This window comes from Pseudoroseicyclus sp. CXY001, from assembly GCF_041714655.1.
In the GTDB taxonomy this organism is placed as follows: domain Bacteria; phylum Pseudomonadota; class Alphaproteobacteria; order Rhodobacterales; family Rhodobacteraceae; genus Pseudoroseicyclus_A.
The window spans coordinates 1,606,238-1,625,577 of sequence record NZ_CP168219.1 but is presented as its reverse complement, the minus strand read 5'-3'; the positions used below and the strand labels follow the sequence as shown (position 1 = coordinate 1,625,577).

Genomic DNA, 19,340 nt, shown 5'->3' with positions numbered 1-19,340 from the left:
CTCAGCCGTTGCTGACGAGCTGCGTCAGGCAGACGACATCCGCCTCGCCCACCGGGCGGACCTCGCCCTCGAGAGTCAGCACTTCCTGCGAGCCGTCGGCCAGCACGACGATGCCCTGCAGGCCGCAGGCGCCTTCGGGCACCGGGACGAGCTGCGCGCCCGCCGGCAGGGTGATCGCATCCTGCGCCGCGAGCGGCAGGGCGGAGAGGGCAAGGCCGAAGGCGGCGGCGATATAGGTGCGAAGCATGGGGAATCCTTTCTGCTCGTTTGCCCGACACATGCACGGAGCCGGCCGGGATATCCAATATCAACGGAAAAGGCCGGTGCCTTTCCGCCGATCCCTCAAAGCGCCGTCCAGCCGCCGTCGACGCTGATCGTCGTGCCGGTGATCTGCTTCGCGGCCTCGGAGCACAGGAACACCGCCGTCCCCCCGAGCTCTTCCACCGTCGCGAACTGCCGCGAGGGCTGGCGCTCCAGCATCACCTCGCGGATCACCGTCTCGCGGTCCATGCCGTGGGTCTTCATCTGATCGGGGATCTGCGCCTCGACGAGCGGGGTCAGCACATAGCCCGGGCAGATGGCATTCGCCGTGATCCCCTGCCCCGCCACCTCGAGCGCCGTCGTCTTCGTCAGCCCGACGATGCCGTGCTTGGCGGCCACATAGGCCGATTTGTAGGGCGAGGCGGTGAGCCCGTGCGCCGAGGCGACGTTGATGATCCGCCCCCAGCCGCGCTCCTTCATCCCCGGCAGCGCCATGGCGCTGGTGTGAAAGGCGCTGGAGAGGTTGATGGCGATGATCGCGTCCCACTTGGCGACGGGAAATTCCTCGATCTTCGCCACATGCTGGATGCCGGCATTGTTGACGAGGATGTCGCAGCCCCCCGCCGCCTCGACCAGCGCCCGCGCCTCCTCCCCTTGCGAGAGATCGGCCCGGATGTAGCGCACGCTGGCGCCGGTCTCGGCGGCAAGCTCCTCCGCCAGGGCGTGATCCTCTTCGCTGTCGGTGAAGGAATTGAGGACGACCTCCGCCCCCGCCTTCGCCAGCTCCCGGGCGATGCCGAGCCCGATGCCGGAGTTGGAGCCGGTGACGATGGCGCGCTTGCCGGTGAGTGACATGGAAGGTGCCTCCGCATTGCTGTCGATGCGCACTCTAGCCGCCGGATGCGAAAAGGACAGGCCGGGCAGCGCTCCGCCGAGGGGGCGGCAAGGCACAGCCGAAGCGCCGCCTGCGGCAGCCTGTCGCACTTGCCGAAAACTGTAATCGTCACAGCTCATCGACAGAGCCATGCCCGCCCGACCGGAATCACGGAAAAGCGAGGGGCGGAGTCGGGCCTATGCCCGGCCGCGCGAGGCCGAAGGACCCAATAAAAAAACGCCCGCACGAGGCGGGCGTTGAGTTATTGAGGCAGGTTTCATACAGGCAAGAAACCTATCGAGCAGTGAGGCTGTTATAAGCAATCTCGCGCCGCTCTCCAAGCTAAAAGTTTGTAATTAAAGGGGGCCGCCCTTAGGCTTCCCTCAATCAAGCTGAACAAGCGGGGAGCGCGCAGTGATGAAGCACGGGCAGATTTTCTCCATTCTGAGGGGCGCGGCCGCTGCCGCCCTCCTCTCCGGGTCCGCCATGGCGGACCCCTCCTATGGCATATCCATGTATGGGGAGCCCGCCCTCCCACCGGATTTTGTGGCTCTGCCCTATGCCAATGCCGAGGCGCCCGCCGGCGGAACGCTGGTCGAGGCAACCGTCGGCAGCTTCGACAGCCTTAACCCCTGGGTCCGCAAGGGCAACGTGCCGTGGCAACTCCGCTATGTCATTGGCGAGAGCCTCATGGGCCGCACGCTCGATGAGCCCTTCACCCTCTACGGCGTTCTGGCCGAATCCGTCGAGACGGGGCCGAATCGGGAATGGGTGGAATTCACACTGAACCCGGCCGCCGAGTTCCAGGACGGCTCGCCCGTGACGGTCGAGGATGTCATCTGGTCCTTCGAAATCCTCGGCACCGAGGGCCACGGCCGCTACGCCGGCTTCTGGGCCCAAGTGGAGAGCATCGAGCAGACCGGCGATCTCTCCGTCAGGCTGACCTTCAGCGAGGACAATCCGGAGCTGGCGCTCCTCGCCGGGCTCCGCCCGATCCTTAAGAAGGCGCAATGGGAAGGCGTCGACTTCGCCGAGACCGGCGGGACGGAGATCGTGCCCATCGTCTCCTCCCCCTATATCATCGGCGATTTCGAGGCCGGCCGCTACCTGACGCTCGAGCGCAACCCCGATTACTGGGGCTGGGACATCCCCTTCCGCCGCGGCACCTACAATATCGAAGAGTACCGCATCGAGTTCTTCGGCGACGAGACCGCCGCCTTCGAGGCCTTCAAGACCGGCGAGGTGAACTTCACCCGTGAATTCAACGTCGCCCGGTGGGAATCGAACTACGATTTCCCGCGGGTCGAGAACGGCGAGGTGGTGAAGGAGACCTTCACCCATTCCCGCCCCTCGGGCATGACCGGCTTCGTCATGAACACCCGCCGCGAGATGTTCGAGGATTGGCGCGTCCGTCAGGCAATGATCGAGGCGTGGAACTTCGAGTTCATCAACGAGACGATGACCGGCGCCCAGCAGCCGCGCATCACCTCGTATTTCTCCAACTCTCCCTTGGGGATGGAGCCCGGCGCCCCCGCAGACGGCATGGTGCTCGAGCTCCTCGAGCCCTTTGCCGACGAGCTCCTGCCCGGCGCCATCGAGGGCTATTCGCTCCCCGTCTCCGACGGCAGCGAGCGCAACCGCGCCGGCATGGGCCGGGCGCTGGAGCTGATGGAGGAGGCCGGCTACACGGTCGAGAACGGCGTGATGACCGGGCCGGACGGCGAGCCCTTCACCTTCGAGATCCTCACCCAGACCGGCGTCACCGAGCAGCAGGCGATGATCGACATCTTCGAGCAGGCGCTCGACGGGCTCGGCATCGACGTCAGCGTCGTGCAGGCCGACAGCGCCCAGTTCACCGAGCGGACGCAGGAATACGAGTTCGACATGACCTATTACCGGGTCGGCCTGTCGCTCTCGCCCGGCAACGAGCAATATCTCTACTTCGGCTCCGAACAGGCCGAGACCGGCGGGCGGAACGCCATGGGCGTCATGTCTCCCGCCGTCGATGCGATGATCGACGCGCTGCTCAATGCCGAGAGCCAGGACGGCTTCTATTCGGCGGCGAAGGCGCTCGACCGGGTGCTGATGGCGGGGCGCTACGTGATCCCGATTTATCAGTGGAACAACACCTATATCGCCTATAATGCCGAGCTGCATCACCCCGAGCACATCCCGCTCTTCGGCGACTGGCCGGGCTGGTTGCCGGATGTCTGGTGGTCGGAGGAGGCTGCGGCGCAGTAGCCACTAGCCCCAGAGGCGAAAATCGCGAAAAGGCATGGAACCGGGGGCGCGCTCCCGGTTTCTTCCTGTCAAACGCGCAGATGAGGCAAGCACGCGATGAACTGGAACCGCATCGAAGAAAACTGGCAGGAGAGCCTGCCCTTCATCCTCGCCCGCTGGCCGGACATGGATGAGGAGGTTCTCGAGGAAATGGAGGGCGACGAGGCGGGCTTCCTCGCCTATCTCGCCGAGACCGAGGGGCTCGACGAGGAGGAGGCCGAGGAAGAGCTCGGCGACTTCCTCGAGAATTTCGACGCGCGCGAGATCGAGGGCGAGCTGGAGGAATCCGAAGACGACGAGTGATCCGGCGTCTTCGCGCGGCGATCGTGGCAATCGCAGGCGGAAACCATATGGTTTCCGCCGCTGGCCTCAGCCCAGGGACGTGACCCAGAGGATCGTCGCATCCTCCGGGCTGACGGACACCACGTTGTGGCCCATCGAGGCGTCGTAATAGGCGCTGTCGCCGCGCTTCATCTCGACGGGCTCGTAGAACTCCGTGAAGAGCCGGATGACGCCGGTCAGCACGTAGAGGAATTCCTCGCCATCGTGGCGCACCCAGCCGTCGAACTCCTCCATCCGCCGGGCGCGGACCCGGGCGCGATAGGGCAGCATCTTCTTGGCGCGCATCGAGGCGGAGAGGAGCTCGTGCTCGTAGGTCGCCGTCGGATGCGCCGTCCCCTCCCCGGCCCGCGTCAGCGCCATGCGCCCCGTCACCTGCCCCGGCGACGGCGGCGTGAAAAGCTGCGGGACGGAGATCTTCAGCCCCGTCGCCAGCTTCTTCAGCGCGTCATAGGTCGGCGACATCTGGCCGTTCTCGATCTTCGACAGCGTCGAGCGGGCGAGCCCGGCCTGTACGGCGGCCTGCTCCAGCGTCCAGCCCTGGGCCTTGCGCAGCTCGCGCACCCGGGCGCCGAGGTCGAGCGGCAGGGCCGGCTCCTCCACGCCGTTTTCGCGCGCGAGGCGCAGGATCGAGCCGTTCTCTGCCAGTGACATGAAGGGCTTATAGGCCGGGGCCGGTGCCCGGGCAATGGAGCGCGGTTGGACATGGCCCGCAGCCGGGCGTAAGGAGGGCGCATCGTCCGGGGGCCGCCCCGGGCATCCTCCGACCCCGCAGCGAAAGGCCGCCCATGGTCCGGCTCGACATCTTCTCCGACCCCGTCTGCCCCTGGTGCTACATCGGCAAGACCAATCTTTTCAAGGCGCTGGAGGGCAAACTTAGCCCGTTCGAGATCACCTGGCGCCCCTTCCAGCTCAACCCCGACATGCCCCGCGAGGGCGTGGAGCGGAAGGGCTATCTGGAAGCGAAGTTCGGCAAGGAGCGCGCGGCGGAGGCCTACAAGGCCGTCAATGCCCATGCCGAGAAGGCCGGGCTCACGCTGCAGCACGACCGCATCGCGCGGATCCCCAACACACTCGACGCCCACCGGCTGATCCACTGGGCGACGCTCGAGGGCCGCGCGACGCCCGTCGTCTCGGCCCTCTTCACCGCCTATTGGCAGGAGGGGCGCGACATCGGCCAGGCCGAGGTGCTGGCCGATATCGCGGAAGTGGCCGAGATGGACCGCGAGATGATCCTGCGCCTCCTCGGCTCCGATGCCGATGTGGCCGAGATCCGCGATCTCGACCTGCAGGCGCGCGGCATGGGCGTCAGCGCCGTGCCGACCTTCGTCGTCGCCGAGCGCCATGTCGTCTCGGGAGCGCAGCCGCCGGAGCTCTGGGCGCAGGTCATCGACGAGATCGAAGGGATGGGCGCCCAGTGACGACACCCGCTGCGACGGCCCGGCCCGCCATGGGCCGGTTCGAGTTCATCGCGCTGATGGCGGCGCTGACGGCGACGGTCGCCCTGTCGGTCGATTCCATGCTGCCGGCCCTGCCCTCCATCGCCGAGACGCTGACGCCCGAGGCGCCGAACCGCGCCCAGCTCGTCGTCGGTTTCTTCCTCTTCGGCATGGGGGCAGGCACGCTCTTCGCCGGCCCGATCTCGGATGCGATCGGCCGGCGGCCGGCGATCTTCGCCGGGGTGGCGATCTACCTCGCCGGGGCCGCGCTGGCGACGCTTTCCCACGATCTCGGCTGGCTTCTGGCGGCGCGGGTCCTGCAGGGCATCGGCGCCGCGGCGCCGCGCGTCGTGGCGCTCGCCTGCATCCGCGACCGCTACGACGGCAACGAGATGGCGCGGCTCCTGTCCTTCGTCATGATGATCTTCGCGCTGCTGACGGCGCTCGCCCCGATGCTCGGCTCGGCGATCCTCTGGCTGGCCGACTGGCGCGGCATCTTCGCCTTCCTCGCCGCCTTCTCGCTGGTGACGATGATCTGGATGGGCACGCGGCTGGACGAGAGCCTCGCGCCCGCGCGCCGCCGGGCGCTGCGCCCGGCCCTCCTCTCCGCCGCCTTCCGCGAGGTGCTCCGCGAGCCGGTGGCGCTCCGCTCGACCGTGATGCAGGCGCTGATCTTCGCCATGCTCTTCTCGGTGCTGAACTCGATCCAGCAGATCTTCGCCGAGAGCTTCGGGCTCGGCGACAGCTTCCCGCTCTGGTTCGGCGGCGTCGCCGTCGTCGCCTCGATCGGCGGGCCGCTCAATGCCCAGATCGTCGGGCGGATCGGCATGGGCAGCGTGGTGCGCATCATGATGGCGGTGCAGATCGTGCTGGCGCTCGTCATGCTGGCGGGCTGGAGTCTCGCGCCGGAGGGCTGGCGCTTTCCGCTCTTCTACCTCTGGCTCATCTCGATCTTCTTCCAGATGGGCCTGACGATGGGCAATCTGAACGCGCTGGCGCTGCATCCGCTCGGCCATATCGCCGGCATGGCCGCCTCGATGATCACCGCCTTCAGCACGGTCGCCGCCGTACTGATCGCCGCGCCCGTGGGGCTGGCCTTCAACGGCACGCCGGTGCCGGCGGGCATCGCCGTGCTGGTGATGGCAGTGCTCGCGTCCTGGATCGCGCGCAAGCTCTGAGCTCGGGCCAGGTGGCCGATGTCTGAGCGGGGGGCTGTCTGCCCCCCGCGCCCCCCGAAGGGTATTTGGAAAGGGGCAGAGGCAGAGTTGGGCGAGGAGGCTGGCGGCGCGTCGGGCCGCGGCGCGCCAGCGGTTCCTGACGCGCGGCTGCCGGCACCGCCGAAGAGCCCCCCGCCCGCTGCCCCCCTGAACAAGAAAAATCCGCCGCCGCCCGGGCAGGGGGCGGCGGCGGCAGTCAGCGAACTCGTGGGGACAGAAGAACCCGGGGGACAGGGGCCCGAAGAGGCAGCTTCAGGCAGGGTGCGAGGCAACACACCCGATCCGGATCTTCACGCGAGCATCGCCAGGCAGAACCCTAGGAAAACCCGCCCATCTGAAGGGCTGCGAAAAGCAGGAGGAACAGGCCCGCCGCGCCGACAGCTTCACCCAGCCAGCTTTGCTCTGCCTTGGTGATCACCCGTCTGATCCGCTGTGCCATCATGGCCTCCATCGCTTTCGATGGATCCTTGTTCTCACATTGTTCCGGCCGTGTAAAGAACTTTCGCGGAACAAACGCGAACAAAGACGGCTCAAACTGGTTAACCAACTCCTAGCATGCGGATCGCACGGTCTTGTTCGGTTAACCAAAGGAGCGTCCGCACCGCCGCGCCCCGCGCCGAGTCCAGCCCCGGATCGCGCGCGAGGTGCGCCCGCGCATCGGCTTGCGCCATCTCCATCAGCGCCGCCTGCCGCTCGGGGTCCGCGATTCGGAAGCGCGGCATCCCCGATTGCGCCGTGCCGATCAGGTCGCCATAGCCGCGCATCGCGAGGTCCTCCTCGGCGATGCGGAAGCCGTCCTCGCTCTGGCGCAGGATCTCCAGCCGGCGTCGCCCGCCTTCGCTGAGCGGCGGCCGGTAGAGGAGGAGGCAGGTCGAGGCCGCCTCGCCCCGCCCCACGCGGCCGCGGAGCTGGTGGAGCTGCGCGAGCCCGAAGCTCTCCGCCTGCTCGATGACCATGATCGAGGCATTGGGCACGTCGACGCCGACCTCGATCACCGTCGTCGCCACCAGGAGCCCCGTCTCGCCCGAGGCGAAGCGGGCCATGGCGGCGTCCTTCTCCTCCGGCCGGAGCTGGCCATGCACTAGCCCGACGCGCCCTTCGCCGAGCCGCGCCCGGAGCCAGGTAAAGCGGTCCTCCGCCGCCACCAGATCAGAGGTCTCCGATTCCTCCACCAGCGGGCAGACCCAATAGGCCTGCCGCCCCTCGGCGAGGGCCGCGCGGAGCCGCTCCAGCACCTCCTCCAGCCGCTGGGTCGAGAGCACCGCCGTCGCGATCGGCTTCCGCCCCGGCGGCTTTTCATCGAGCACCGAGACATCCATGTCGCCGTATTGCGCGAGCGCCAGCGACCGCGGGATCGGCGTCGCCGTCATCACCAGCATGTCGGCGGCGCGGCCCTTGGCGCCGAGCTCCATCCGCTCGCGGACGCCGAAACGGTGCTGCTCGTCGACGACGGCGAGGCGGAGGTCGCGGAATTCCACGCCCGCCTGGAAGATCGCATGGGTGCCGACGAGGATCTGGATCCGCCCCTCCGCCAGCGCCCGCAGCTTGTCGGCCCGCGCCTGCCCCGTGTCGCGGCCCGTCAGCAGCTCCATCCGCACCCCGGCGGCCATCACGAGCGGCGCGAGGCCGGCGGCATGCTGGCGGGCGAGGATCTCCGTCGGCGCCATCAGCGCCCCCTGCCCGCCCGCCTCGACGGCGTTGAGCAGCGCCATGAGCGCCACCAGCGTCTTGCCCGCGCCGACATCGCCCTGCAGGAGCCGGTTCATCCGGAATTCGGAGGCCATGTCGGCCGCGATCTCCTCGCTGGCCCTCAGCTGGGCGCCGGTCGGGCGATAGGGCAGCGTTGCCAGCACCTTGGCGCGGAGGCTCCCGTCTCCGACCGTCGCCCGCCCCTTGCCGCGCCGGGCCCGGGCGCGGGCGAGCGCGAGGGTCATCTGATGCGCAAAGAGCTCGTCATAGGCGAGCCGGCGGCGGGGCGGGTCGGCGGGGTCGAGCGCCTCGGCGCCGGTGGGCGCATGGGCGGCGCGCAGAGCCGCGCGCCAGTCGGGCCAGCCCTCGCGGGCCATGACGCCCGGGTCGATCCATTCGGGCAGGTCCGGCGCCATGCCGAGCGCCGAGCGGCTCGCGCGGAACATCAGCTTCTGGGTGATGCCGGCGACCAGAGGGTAGACCGGCTCATAGGGCGGGATCGCCTCCGCCTCTTCGGGGCGCAGCACATGGTCGGGATGCACCATCCGCGGCACGCCGTCATAAAGCTCCAGCTTGCCGGAGACGACGCGCCGCTCGCCGGGCGGCAGGAGCTTCGCGAGCCAGCCGGACGAGGCGTGGAAGAAGACGAGCTGGAAGCTCGTCTCCTCGTCCTCCACCTCCACCAGATGCGGGCGGCCCTTCACGCGCGGGGCGTGATGGGCGCCGACGCGCACCTGGATCGTCGCAGTCGTGGGGAAGGTCAGCCCCTTCACCGAGCGGCGCATCTGCCGGTCGATGCCGGTATGCGGCAGGGTGAAGAGCATGTCTCTCGGGCGCTCGATGCCGGCGGGGGCGAGGAGCTGGGCGCTCTTGTCGCCCACCCCGTCGAGCGCCGTCAGGGCCGCGAAGAGCGGCCAGAGCACCTCGGGGCGGCCGCGCGGCTCAGCCATCGCCGATGAGCGCCAGCCAGGCGTCTTCGTCGATGGTCTCGATGCCGAGCTCGGCCGCCTTCTTCGCCTTCGACCCGGCGCCGGGGCCTGCGACAAGCAGGTCGGTCTTGGCAGAGACGGAGCCCGCCACCTTGGCGCCCAAGCTCTCCGCCCGCGCCTTGGCCTCGGCGCGGGTCATCTTCTCGAGCGTGCCGGTGAAGACGACGGTCTTGCCGGCGACGGGGCTGTCGGAGGCCGGGGCCTCCGGCGGGATCACGTCGAGAAGCGCCGCCAGCCGGTCGATCGAGGCGCGCTCGTGGTCGTTGGCGAAGGCGTCGGAGAGCGAGAGCGCGAGGACCGGGCCGATGCCGTCGGCATTGACGAGATGGTCCCAGGCGGCGCGCGCCTCCTCCGGCGCTTCCGCCTCCGCGGCGGCCTTGTCGCGCGCCTCGGTGATGCGGGCGCGGCGGCCCTCCTCGGCAGCGGCCAGGCGCTCGGCGGCCTCGGCCTCGTCGGCGGCGCGGTGGGCGAGCGCGGCGGGGCGCGAGAGGTCGATGGCCTCCTGAAGCGCCTCCCAGGAGCCGTAGTGGCGCGCGAGGTCACTGGCGGCGACCTCGCCGACATGGCGGATGCCGAGGCCGAAGATCAGCCGCGCGAGCTCGATCTTGCGCCGCTCGGCGATGGCCGCGAAGAGGTTCTGGACGGATTTCTCGTTGGTCGGGCGGCCCTTGTCGTCGCGGCGGTAGAGGTCGATCTCGCCCGCCTCCTGCCGCGCCTCCATCGTGAAGATGTCGGCGGGCTCGCGGATGAGGCCGCGGGCGTGGAACTCCTCCACCTGCCGCGCGCCGAGCCCTTCGATGTCGAAGGCGGCGCGGGAGACGAAATGGCGCATCTTTTCAACGGCCTGCGCAGGGCAGATGAGGCCGCCCGTGCAGCGGCGCACCGCATCGCCCGGCTCGCGCACGGCCGGCGAGCCGCATTCGGGGCAGGTCTCGGGGAAGCGGTAGGGCTTGGCCTCGGCCGGCCGCTTGGCGAGGTCGACATCGGCGATCTTGGGGATCACGTCGCCGGCGCGATAGACCTGCACCATGTCGCCCAGCCGCACATCCTTGCCTCCCCGGATCTCCTCGCCGGAGGAATCGCGGCCCGCGATGTAATCCTCGTTGTGCAGCGTGGCGTTGGAGACGGTGACACCGCCGACGGTCACCGGCGCCAGCCGGGCGACGGGCGAGAGCGCGCCGGTGCGGCCGACCTGGATGTCGATGGCCTCGAGCCGGGTCCAGGCGAGTTCGGCAGGGAACTTGTGGGCGATGGCCCAGCGGGGCGTCGTGGAGCGGAAGCCGAGCCGGGCCTGCAGGGCCAGATCGTCCAGCTTGTAGACCACTCCGTCGATGTCATAGCCGAGCCCGGGCCGGGCGGTGACAAGGTCGCCATAGGCCGCGAGCATCTCCGCCGGACCTTCGCAGAGCCGCGTCTCGGGGTTGGTCTGAAAGCCGAGCGATTTCAGGCGCTTGAGCGCGCCGGACTGGGTGTCGGCCAGGGGCTCCGAAGTCACGCCCCAGGCATAGGCGAAGAAGCGCAGCGGGCGGGAGGCGGTGACGGAGGGGTCGAGCTGGCGGAGCGAGCCGGCGGCGGCGTTGCGCGGATTGGCGAGGGTCTTCTGCCCCGCCTCCTCCAGCCTTGCGTTGAGCGCGGCGAAATCGTCGTGTCGGATATAGACTTCGCCCCGGATTTCAAGGACATCCGGGGCATTCTTCAACTGCTGCGGGATCTCGGCGATCGTCAAAGCGTTCTGCGTGACGTTCTCCCCCGTCGCGCCATCGCCGCGGGTCGCGGCATAGATGAGCGCGCCCTTCTCGTAGCGCAGCGACAGCGACAGCCCGTCGATCTTCGGCTCGGCCGTATAGGCGAGCGGCGGGGCGCCCTCGCCGAGGTTGAGGAACCGCCGGATGCCGCGGTCGAAATCGGCGATGTCCTCGTCGGTGAAGGCATTGGCCAGCGAGAGCATACGCATCTCGTGGGTGATCTTGCCGAAGCCCTCGGAGGGCGCGGCGCCCACCTGATCTGACGGGGAATCGGGGCGCTTCAGCTCCGGGAAGGCCGCCTCGATCTCGGCATTGCGGCGTTTCAGCCGGTCATAGGCCGCGTCGTCGATGAAGGGATCGTCTGCCCCGTGATAGGCATCATTGGCCCGCGAGAGCACATCGGCGAGCCGTGCCAGCTCCGCCTCGGCGCCTTCGGGGCCAAGCTCCGCCACGGGCGTCTGCGCATGGGGCCCGGGCAGGGCCTCGGCCGCATCGGCCGCGGCAGCGCCTTGCGTGCCCTCCGGCCCCGTCGCCGCACCATCCCTCGCGCCTGGCTCGCTCATGGCCCCTCCGCCGCGGCGCGACCCTCGCGCCCTCGGCCAAGGTCTAGGCCGGCCCTGCCGGGCCGTCCAGCACTCCGCCGCCCGGGGGCCGGGCTGCGCTCAGGGCCTTGCGCTCAGGCGCCGATCGCCAGCTGCTCTTCGCTGCTGACGGGCTCAGGGTCCCGAAGCACATAGCCGCGGCCCCAGACCGTCTCGATATGGTTCTCGCCGCCGGTCGCCTGGCTGAGCTTCTTGCGCAGCTTGCAGATGAAGACGTCGATGATCTTCAGCTCCGGCTCGTCCATGCCGCCGTAGAGATGGTTGAGGAACATCTCCTTCGTCAGCGTCGTGCCCTTGCGGAGCGAAAGCAGCTCGAACATCTGGTATTCCTTGCCGGTCAGATGCACCGGCGAGCCGTCGACATCGACCGTCTTGGCATCGAGATTGACCGTGATGCGCCCCGTCTTGATGACCGATTGCGCATGGCCCTTCGAGCGGCGGATGATCGCGTGGATGCGGGCGATCAGCTCCTCCCGGTGGAAGGGCTTGGTCAGGTAGTCATCCGCCCCGAAGCCGAAGCTCTTCAGCTTGCTTTCGGTCGCGTCATCCCCGGTCAGCACAAGAATGGGCGTATCGACCCGGCTGACGCGGAGCTGACGGAGCACCTCATGACCGGTCATGTCCGGCAGATTGAGGTCGAGCAGGATCAGGTCGTAATCATAGAGCTTGGCCAGATCGATCCCCTCTTCGCCCATGTCCGTGGCATAGACGTTGAGATTGGCGTGGGTCAGCATCAACTCGATAGACTTGGACGTCGTGGGATCGTCCTCAACCAGCAAAACACGCATGCGGCCCTCCGTTTACTCAGCACATACGGAAGCTAACCAGTATATGGTTAACCCAACGTTACCCTACGACGGCCGCGCGGTCGATAGCTATGGTTCACGATACCTTTTCAGTGCCGTGGCCTTCAGCGCCGCCTCGCCATGCGTCTCGACCGCATGGACCCAGCTGACGAATTCGTCCTCCGACAGGCCGTAATCCTCGAGCGCCGTCTCCTGCGAGATCAGCCCGTATTTCACGGCCCTGACCACCGCCGCCTTGCGCGACGCCACCCAGCGCCGCGTGTCGGGCGACGGCAGGTCGGCGCGCGACATATAGCTGCCGTCCGGCAGCTGCACGGCCCTCGGGCCGTCCACCTTGCGCAAATACATATCTCACCCCTCCGTGGATCATTTGCGGGCGGGACCATCCGCGATGGGGCGTTAACGGCTCGTAAATCATGCGCTTGTAGATGCGAAGGATTTTCCTATATTTCCGGCCATTCGCGAAGGATCTCACATGCCGCTGGAAAGCTCTTTGAACGCGCTCGGCCTCGCCGGCGCCCCTGCCGACACCCGTGTTGTCGTCGCCATGTCGGGCGGCGTCGACAGCTCGGTCGTGGCCGCCATGCTGGCGGAGGAGGGCTTCGATGTCGTCGGCGTGACGCTGCAGCTCTACGACCACGGCGCCGCGCTCGCCAAGAAGGGCGCCTGCTGCGCCGGGCGCGACATCCATGACGCGCGGCGGGTGGCCGAGACGATGGGCTTCCCCCATTACGTGCTCGATTACGAGAACATGTTCCGCGAGGCGGTGATCGACGAATTCGCCGAAAGCTACCTCGGCGGCGCGACGCCTGTACCTTGCATCCGCTGCAACGAACGCGTGAAGTTTCAAGACCTTCTGGGCACGGCGAAGGATCTGGAGGCCGCCTGCATGGCGACCGGCCATTACATCCGCCGCCTCGAAGGGGAGCACGGGCCGGAGCTGCACATGGCCGCCGATCCGGCGCGCGACCAGAGCTATTTCCTCTTCTCGACGACGAAGGAGCAGCTGGCCTATCTGCGATTCCCGCTGGGGCATCTAAAGAGCAAGGCCGAGACGCGCGAGCTGGCGCAGCGCTACGGGCTCGGCGTCGCCGACAAGCCCGACAGCCAGGATATCTGCTTCGTGCCCGACGGCGATTACGCCAAGCTGATCCAGAAGATCCGGCCGGGGTCCGCCCAGCCGGGCGAGATCGTCCATGCCGACGGCCGCGTGCTCGGCACCCATGAGGGGGTGATTCACTACACGATCGGCCAACGCCGGGGCCTCGGCATCGGCGGTTTGTCGGAACCACTTTACGTAATTCGTCTGGATGTCGATCGCCGCCAGGTTGTGGTCGGCCCCCGCGAGATGCTCGCGGTGCGGCGCATTCCGGTGAAGGAAGTGAACTGGCTCGGCGACGGCGCCTTCACGGATCAGGAGGAATACCACCTCCGCGTGAAGGTGCGCTCGACCAAGCCGCCGGTGGATGCAGTGGTGCGCCCGACGGGCCCGCGCGAGGCGGAGGTCGAGCTCGCCTTCGCCGAAGAAGGCGTCAGCCCGGGTCAGGCCTGCGTCTTCTATGCGGGCGAAGGTACGCGGGTGTTCGGCGGGGGCTGGATCCACCGCGGCTGAGGGCGGCGGTTTCGAGCGAAACGCACCCATCCACCCCTTTCCCGACGGTCGTGCTGTTCCCCCGCCCGGTGCGCGCCGGTGCCGCGCAGGGCGAGCGCCGGCCCGTCCCGCGGGCTGGCGCTCCGGTGGGGCTTGGCATGAGCTCAGAGAGGGCGGGGTTGCACCATAAAGCGCTCTAATGAACGGCAGGAGCGCCACCCCACGGCCCGGCGCTCGCCCTGCGCGGCACCGGTGCGACTGGTGGCGAGCGGATGGTGGGTTGGAAACCCACCCTACACCTGGCTCAGGGCGCGCGCTCCAACGCGGGCGTAGGTGGGTTTTCAACCCACCGCCGCGCCTCCTCCCCCGTAGGGCGGGCTTCAGCCCGCCGCCCCCGCCCTCGCCAACGCCTTCCCCAGCCGCGGCATCCGCGCCTTCTTCATGAGCGGCCGCATCTGCCAGTCCTCTTCCGAGAGGCGCCGCGCCTCCACCAGCACCGCCTCGGCGACCCCGGCCACCACCTCGGGCGAGCCTTCGTAGAGGCCGAGGAGCAACGCATCAGGGTCGGCGCGGGACAGCCCCTCCTCGGCGAGAAGCCCCCGCGGGAAGTCCTTCGCATTAGCCGTGACGATAATGTCCGCCGAGCTCGCCACCGCTGCCGCCAGCACATGCACATCCGCCGGATCGGGCAGCCAGAGCCGGCGTTCCAGCTCCGGCGGCCAGGTCACCCGGGCGCGGGGGAAGGCGGCGTTGGCGGCGGCGATCTCGCCGCGGGCGAAGGGCTCCTGCCCCTTCCGCGCCGCCGCACGCGCCCATTCCTCCTCGATCCGCGCCGACCAGCGCGGCTCGAAGAGCCCGGCGCCGGCGGCGCCGAGCAGCATCTTCTGCATGACCGTCGGGTAGAGCACGCAAGCGTCGAGAACCGCGCGCATCCCTACAGCCGGAAGAACACGGACTTGAGGTAGCCGCTTTCCGCCAGTTGGGGGAGCTGCGGATGATCGGGCCCGGCGAAGCCGGTGTGGATCAGCATCCCCCGCCGCCCCGCCTTGCCGATGCCGCGCGCCGAGGCGGCGCGGAAGTTCGCCAGATCGGCGGCGTGGGAGCAGGAGCAGAGCCCCAGATAGCCGCCCTCGCGCACCAGCGGCGCCGCGAGCCGGGCGACCCGCTCATAGGCGCGCAGGCCCTTGTCGAGTGCCGCCTTGTTGGGGGCGAAGGCCGGCGGGTCGCAGATGACGAGGTCGAAGCTCTCGCCCTCCGCCGCCAGCGCCGCCATCGTGTCGAAGGCATCGCCCTGCCGCGTGGCGAAGCGCGCCTCCATGCCTCCGGCCGCGGCCCCCTGCCCCGCCAGCGCCAGCGCCGGGGCGGAGGAATCGACCGCCAGCGCCTCCGCCGCCCCGCCGGCCAGTGCCGCCAAGGAGAAGCCACCCACATGGGCGAAGACGTCTAGGACGCGCCCGCCAGTCGCCAGCCGCGCCGCGAAGGCGTGGTTCTCGCGCTGGTCGAAGAAGAGCCCGGTCTTCTGCCCCTCCATCAGGTCGGCCAGATAGGTGGCGCCGTTCATCGGCACCGGCACCGGGCCCTCCGGCGCCGCCCCTTCCAGCACCGCCATCTCCTCCGGCAGCCCCTCGAGCCCCCGCCCGCGAGAGGTGCCGTTCTTCACGACATGCGCCACGCCCGCGACCTCGACCAGCGCCGCCGCGATCTCGCCCGCCATCGCCTCCGCCCAGGCGGCGTTCGGCTGCATGACGGCGGTGTCACCGAAGCGGTCGACGACGAGCCCGGGGAGCCGGTCGGCCTCGGCATGGACGAGCCGGTAATAGGGCGCGCTGTAGAGCCGCTCGCGATGGGCAAGCGCCGCTGCCAGCCGCACCCGCACCCAGGCGCCGTCGACCACGGCGGCCGGATCCATGTCCATCACCCGCGCCGCGATACGGCTCGCGGGGTTTACGGTCACGAGCGCCATCGGCCGGCGCTCGGCATCCTCCAGCACGGCGAATGTGCCCGGTGCCAGATTTTTGGTCCGACGGTCGAGAACCAGCTCGTTGGCATAGACCCAAGGGAAGCCGTGGCGGATCGCCCGGGCTTCGGCCTTTGGCATCAGGCGGATGGTGGGGTAAGTCTCTGACATGCGCTCTCCTATCCCGCCCCCGGCGCAAGCGAAATCCCGCTCCGCACCTTGTTAGCGCTAACGGCATTTGCTAGACCAGCGCCGACCCCTCAAGGACCCTGCCCGGAAAGGCCCCCCATGCCGCTCCATCCCAAAGTAGCCGAGATCACCGACCGCATCCGCGCCCGCTCCGAAGGCCCGCGCGGCGCCTATCTGGAGAGGCTCTCCGCCGCCCGCGACGCCGGCGTGACGCGCGGCCACCTCGCCTGCGGCAACCAGGCCCATGCCTATGCGGCCATGGGGGCGGACAAGGAGGCGCTGGCGGAGGGCCGTGTGCCCAACATCGGCATCATCACCTCCTACAACGACATGCTCTCGGCGCATCAGCCCTTCGAGACCTTCCCCGCCACCATCCGCGAGGCCGCCCGCAAGGTCGGCGCCACCGCCCAGGTCTCCGCCGGGGTGCCGGCGATGTGCGACGGGGTCACACAGGGCCAGACGGGGATGGAGATGTCGCTTTTCTCGCGCGATGTCATCGCCATGGCCGCCGCGGTGGGGCTCAGCCACAACACCTATGACGCGGCGCTCTACCTCGGCGTCTGCGACAAGATCGTGCCCGGCCTCGTCATCGCCGCCGCCGCCTTCGGCCATATCCCGGGGATCTTCATTCCCGCCGGGCCGATGACCTCCGGCCTGCCGAACGACGAGAAATCGGCGGTGCGCAACCGCTATGCCGCCGGCGAGGCGACCCGCGAAGAGCTGATGGCGGCCGAGATGGCCAGCTACCACGGGCCGGGCACCTGCACCTTCTACGGCACCGCCAACACCAACCAGATGCTGATGGAGTTCATGGGGCTCCATATGCCGGGCGCCTCGTTCGTGAACCCCGGCACCCCGCTCCGCGAGGCGCTGACCGTGGCCGGTGTCGAGCGCGCAGCCCAGATCACCGCCGCTGGCAATGATTACCGCCCCGTGGGGCAGATCCTCGACGAGCGGGCCTTCGTGAACGGCATCGTGGGCCTCATGGCGACGGGCGGCTCGACGAACCTCGTCCTCCACCTGCCCGCCATGGCGCGCGCCGCCGGCATCCACCTCGACCTCGAGGATTTCGCCGACCTCTCCGCCATCACGCCGCTGATGGCGAAGGTCTATCCGAACGGCCTGGCAGACGTGAACCATTTCCACGCCGCCGGGGGCCTCCAGTACATGATCGGCGAGCTTCTGGACGCCGGCCTCCTCCACCCCGATGTGGAAACCGTCGCCGGCACCGGGCTCGCCCGTTACACCGAGGAGCCGAAGCTGAGGGACGGCAAGCTGTCGTGGGAGCCGGGCCCTGGCCAGAGCCAGAACGACAAGATCCTCCGCCCCGCCGGCGAGCCCTTCGCCAAGACCGGCGGCCTCGTCCAGCTGGAGGGGAACATCGGCCGCGCCGTCATCAAGGTCTCCGCCGTCGCGCCGGAGCGGCGGGTGGTCGAGGGCAAGGCCCGGGTCTTCCACGATCAGGAAAGCGTCAAGACCGCCTTCCGCGCCGGGGAATTCACCGAGGACACGGTGGTCGTCGTGCGCTTCCAGGGCCCTAAAGCCAACGGCATGCCCGAATTGCACTCGCTGACGCCGACGCTCTCCGTCCTGCAGGATCGCGGCCTCAAGGTGGCGCTGGTCACCGATGGCCGCATGTCCGGCGCCTCCGGCAAGGTGCCGGCGGCCATCCATGTCTCCCCCGAGGCGGCCGATGGCGGGCCAATCGCTCTCATTCGGGATGGCGACCGGATGCGGCTCGACGCCACCACCGGCAGTCTAAAGGTGCTGGAGGACCTGTCGGGCCGCGAGCCCGCGACGCCCGACCTTTCCGCCAATGCCTTCGGCCTCGGGCGCGAGCTCTTCGAGGTCTTCCGCCAGAACGCCGGCCCCGCGACCAGCGGCGCCTCCTCCCTCATGCGAGTGTGACCGATGACCCCTGAACATGCCTCCGAGCTGACCGCCAAGACCTGCCTCCTCGCCCCGGTGATCCCGGTGCTCGTCCTCGACGATGCCTCGAAGGCCGAGGGGCTGGCCCGCGCCCTCATCGCCGGCGGCCTGCCGGCGCTGGAGGTGACTTTGCGCACCCCCGCCGCGCTCGAGGCCATTGCCGAGATGGCAAAGGTCGAGGGCGGTGTCGTCGGCGCCGGCACGCTCATCACCCCCGCCGATGTCGAGGCCGCCAAGAAGGCGGGCGCCACCTTCGGCGTCTCCCCCGGCTCCACCAAGCTGCTCCTGGAGGCCTGCGAGGCCAACGACCTGCCGCTCCTGCCCGGCGCCGCCACGGCGACGGAGGCGATGGCCCTCCTCGAACGCGGCTACCGGACGATGAAGTTCTTCCCCGCCGAGGCGGCCGGCGGCGCGAAGGCGCTGGGTTCGCTGGCCTCGCCGCTCCCCCAGATCAAGTTCTGCCCGACGGGCGGCATCTCTTTGAAGAACGCCGGCGACTACCTGAGCCTTCCGAACACGCTCTGCGTCGGCGGCTCCTGGGTGGCACCGAAGGAGATGATCGCGGGCGAAGATTGGGAGGGCATCACCGCCCTCGCCGCCGAGGCCGCCGCGCTGCCCCGCTAGGGCCGCCCCCCCGAGAGGATTTTCACAAAGGGAGACCGAGGGCCGAGCCCTCAGCGTCCGCTCCCGCCCCCGGGTGATCCTTCGGCCTCCGCCGGCCGCAGGCGCGACATCGGCACCAGGCGCCCGGCAGGCGAGCCGCAGCGCCTGCAGGTCAGCCGCGATTTGAACTCATCGAGCGACCACCCTTTCTGCGCGTAGCCCGACAGCCTTTCATGGCTGATGACATCCGCCTCGCCGTATCTCCGGCTGCAGAAGATACTCTGGGCGCAGACGGCCCGCATGGACATGCCGCTCGCCGCCCAGCTCTCGAGGCTGGCCGTCGCGCGATCCAGCCTCTCGGCGACGGAGACAACCCTTTCGATCTGCTCTCGAAACCACTCCAGCGGGCGATCCTCATCACTCTTGCAGAAGGCGCGCTCGATCTTGAAATACGTCTCCTCCGGCGCGATGCGGCGGCCTCGCTTGTAGGCCGTACTCGTATCGGGCGCGGCCATTGCCATGTAATCGAAGTCTCCGCGCTTCATCTGATCGCCCTTGAAGACGACCCGGATATGCCCTTCGGCATCCGGGTCATAGCCGCTGGCCCCGTTCAGAACGAACCCATAGGCATCCTCGAAGCCGCTCTCGTAATCCGTCGTCTGCTGCATGAAGACGCGTTCGAACGCCCCGAAATAATAGGGATACTTGCTGAACTCGGACAGAAGCGTGCGGAACATCGACAGGGGAAGGGCCTCTGCGGAGGCCGACCTCTTCCCCTGCCGGTCGTCAAAGTCGATGCGGTCCTGATAGACGGTGAAGCTGGTCATGGC

The 19,340-nt window shown here is 68.9% G+C and carries 18 protein-coding genes; 7 read left to right on the top strand and 11 right to left on the bottom strand.

What is annotated here, in order from left to right; translation table 11 throughout:
• Window position 1 precedes the first annotated feature (1 nt).
• Both ACAZ03_RS07835 and ACAZ03_RS07830 read right to left on the bottom strand, forming a co-directional pair.
• Complete coding sequence (locus tag ACAZ03_RS07835) at window positions 2–247, bottom strand: hypothetical protein (protein ID WP_373356884.1); 246 nt, start codon at window positions 245–247, stop codon at window positions 2–4.
• Window positions 248–342: 95 nt separating this feature from the next.
• Window positions 343–1,116, bottom strand: coding sequence for a 3-hydroxybutyrate dehydrogenase (locus ACAZ03_RS07830; RefSeq protein WP_373356883.1), 774 nt, complete (start codon window positions 1,114–1,116; stop codon window positions 343–345).
• A gap of 505 nt (window positions 1,117–1,621) precedes the next feature.
• Between ACAZ03_RS07830 and ACAZ03_RS07825 the strand changes: the two genes are divergently transcribed.
• Together ACAZ03_RS07825 and ACAZ03_RS07820 are read left to right on the top strand one after the other, a co-directional pair.
• Window positions 1,622–3,376, top strand: coding sequence for an extracellular solute-binding protein (locus ACAZ03_RS07825; RefSeq protein WP_373356882.1), 1,755 nt, complete (start codon window positions 1,622–1,624; stop codon window positions 3,374–3,376).
• Between the two features lie 96 nt (window positions 3,377–3,472).
• Window positions 3,473–3,718: a hypothetical protein gene (locus ACAZ03_RS07820; protein ID WP_373356881.1), complete on the top strand. Its 246-nt coding sequence runs from the start codon at window positions 3,473–3,475 to the stop codon at window positions 3,716–3,718.
• A 66-nt stretch (window positions 3,719–3,784) separates the two neighbouring features.
• On the opposite strand, the gene ACAZ03_RS07815 is transcribed toward ACAZ03_RS07820, so the two are convergent.
• On the bottom strand, window positions 3,785–4,408 hold the full coding sequence (locus tag ACAZ03_RS07815) for a helix-turn-helix domain-containing protein (protein ID WP_373356880.1): 624 nt from the start codon (window positions 4,406–4,408) through the stop codon (window positions 3,785–3,787).
• A gap of 134 nt (window positions 4,409–4,542) precedes the next feature.
• Here ACAZ03_RS07815 and ACAZ03_RS07810 point away from each other — a divergent pair, with 134 nt between their 5' ends.
• Both ACAZ03_RS07810 and ACAZ03_RS07805 read left to right on the top strand, forming a co-directional pair.
• Window positions 4,543–5,175: a DsbA family protein gene (locus tag ACAZ03_RS07810; RefSeq protein WP_373356879.1), complete on the top strand. Its 633-nt coding sequence runs from the start codon at window positions 4,543–4,545 to the stop codon at window positions 5,173–5,175.
• Window positions 5,172–6,371, top strand: a complete 1,200-nt coding sequence (locus ACAZ03_RS07805) for a multidrug effflux MFS transporter (protein ID WP_373356878.1) — start codon at window positions 5,172–5,174, stop codon at window positions 6,369–6,371. Before ACAZ03_RS07810 ends, ACAZ03_RS07805 begins: the two co-directional genes overlap by 4 nt.
• Before the next feature lie 355 nt (window positions 6,372–6,726).
• Here ACAZ03_RS07805 and ACAZ03_RS07800 read toward each other — a convergent pair whose 3' ends face one another.
• The 5 genes from ACAZ03_RS07800 to ACAZ03_RS07780 all read right to left on the bottom strand — a co-directional run bounded on the left by ACAZ03_RS07800 (window position 6,727) and on the right by ACAZ03_RS07780 (window position 12,589).
• A complete protein-coding gene (locus ACAZ03_RS07800; protein WP_373356877.1) occupies window positions 6,727–6,861 on the bottom strand; it encodes a hypothetical protein in 135 nt (44 codons plus the stop codon).
• 88 nt (window positions 6,862–6,949) lie between these two features.
• Window positions 6,950–9,049, bottom strand: coding sequence for an ATP-dependent DNA helicase RecG (recG, locus tag ACAZ03_RS07795; protein WP_373356876.1), 2,100 nt, complete (start codon window positions 9,047–9,049; stop codon window positions 6,950–6,952).
• Entirely contained in the window at window positions 9,042–11,396 is a 2,355-nt protein-coding gene (gene ligA / locus ACAZ03_RS07790; protein ID WP_373356875.1) for an NAD-dependent DNA ligase LigA, read from the bottom strand. Before ligA ends, recG begins: the two co-directional genes overlap by 8 nt.
• 113 nt (window positions 11,397–11,509) lie before the next feature.
• Window positions 11,510–12,223: a response regulator transcription factor CtrA gene (gene ctrA / locus ACAZ03_RS07785; protein ID WP_373356874.1), complete on the bottom strand. Its 714-nt coding sequence runs from the start codon at window positions 12,221–12,223 to the stop codon at window positions 11,510–11,512.
• Between the two features lie 87 nt (window positions 12,224–12,310).
• Entirely contained in the window at window positions 12,311–12,589 is a 279-nt protein-coding gene (locus ACAZ03_RS07780; RefSeq protein ID WP_373356872.1) for a DUF1153 domain-containing protein, read from the bottom strand.
• 127 nt (window positions 12,590–12,716) lie between these two features.
• Here ACAZ03_RS07780 and mnmA point away from each other — a divergent pair, with 127 nt between their 5' ends.
• Window positions 12,717–13,853, top strand: coding sequence for a tRNA 2-thiouridine(34) synthase MnmA (gene mnmA, locus ACAZ03_RS07775; protein ID WP_373356871.1), 1,137 nt, complete (start codon window positions 12,717–12,719; stop codon window positions 13,851–13,853).
• Window positions 13,854–14,212: 359 nt separating this feature from the next.
• On the opposite strand, the gene ACAZ03_RS07770 is transcribed toward mnmA, so the two are convergent.
• Together ACAZ03_RS07770 and ACAZ03_RS07765 are read right to left on the bottom strand one after the other, a co-directional pair.
• Complete coding sequence (locus ACAZ03_RS07770) at window positions 14,213–14,764, bottom strand: RSP_2648 family PIN domain-containing protein (RefSeq protein ID WP_373356870.1); 552 nt, start codon at window positions 14,762–14,764, stop codon at window positions 14,213–14,215.
• Between the two features lie 2 nt (window positions 14,765–14,766).
• Window positions 14,767–15,960 carry an RSP_2647 family RNA methyltransferase gene (locus tag ACAZ03_RS07765; RefSeq protein WP_373356869.1) on the bottom strand — a complete coding sequence of 398 codons (1,194 nt, stop codon included), beginning with the start codon at window positions 15,958–15,960 and terminating at the stop codon, window positions 14,767–14,769.
• A gap of 117 nt (window positions 15,961–16,077) precedes the next feature.
• Here ACAZ03_RS07765 and edd point away from each other — a divergent pair, with 117 nt between their 5' ends.
• Window positions 16,078–17,886 carry a phosphogluconate dehydratase gene (edd, locus tag ACAZ03_RS07760; RefSeq protein ID WP_373356868.1) on the top strand — a complete coding sequence of 603 codons (1,809 nt, stop codon included), beginning with the start codon at window positions 16,078–16,080 and terminating at the stop codon, window positions 17,884–17,886.
• Window positions 17,887–17,889: 3 nt separating this feature from the next.
• Window positions 17,890–18,531: a bifunctional 4-hydroxy-2-oxoglutarate aldolase/2-dehydro-3-deoxy-phosphogluconate aldolase gene (gene eda / locus ACAZ03_RS07755; protein ID WP_373356867.1), complete on the top strand. Its 642-nt coding sequence runs from the start codon at window positions 17,890–17,892 to the stop codon at window positions 18,529–18,531.
• A gap of 50 nt (window positions 18,532–18,581) precedes the next feature.
• On the opposite strand, the gene ACAZ03_RS07750 is transcribed toward eda, so the two are convergent.
• Entirely contained in the window at window positions 18,582–19,337 is a 756-nt protein-coding gene (locus tag ACAZ03_RS07750) for a hypothetical protein (RefSeq protein ID WP_373356866.1), read from the bottom strand.
• Window positions 19,338–19,340 lie beyond the last annotated feature (3 nt).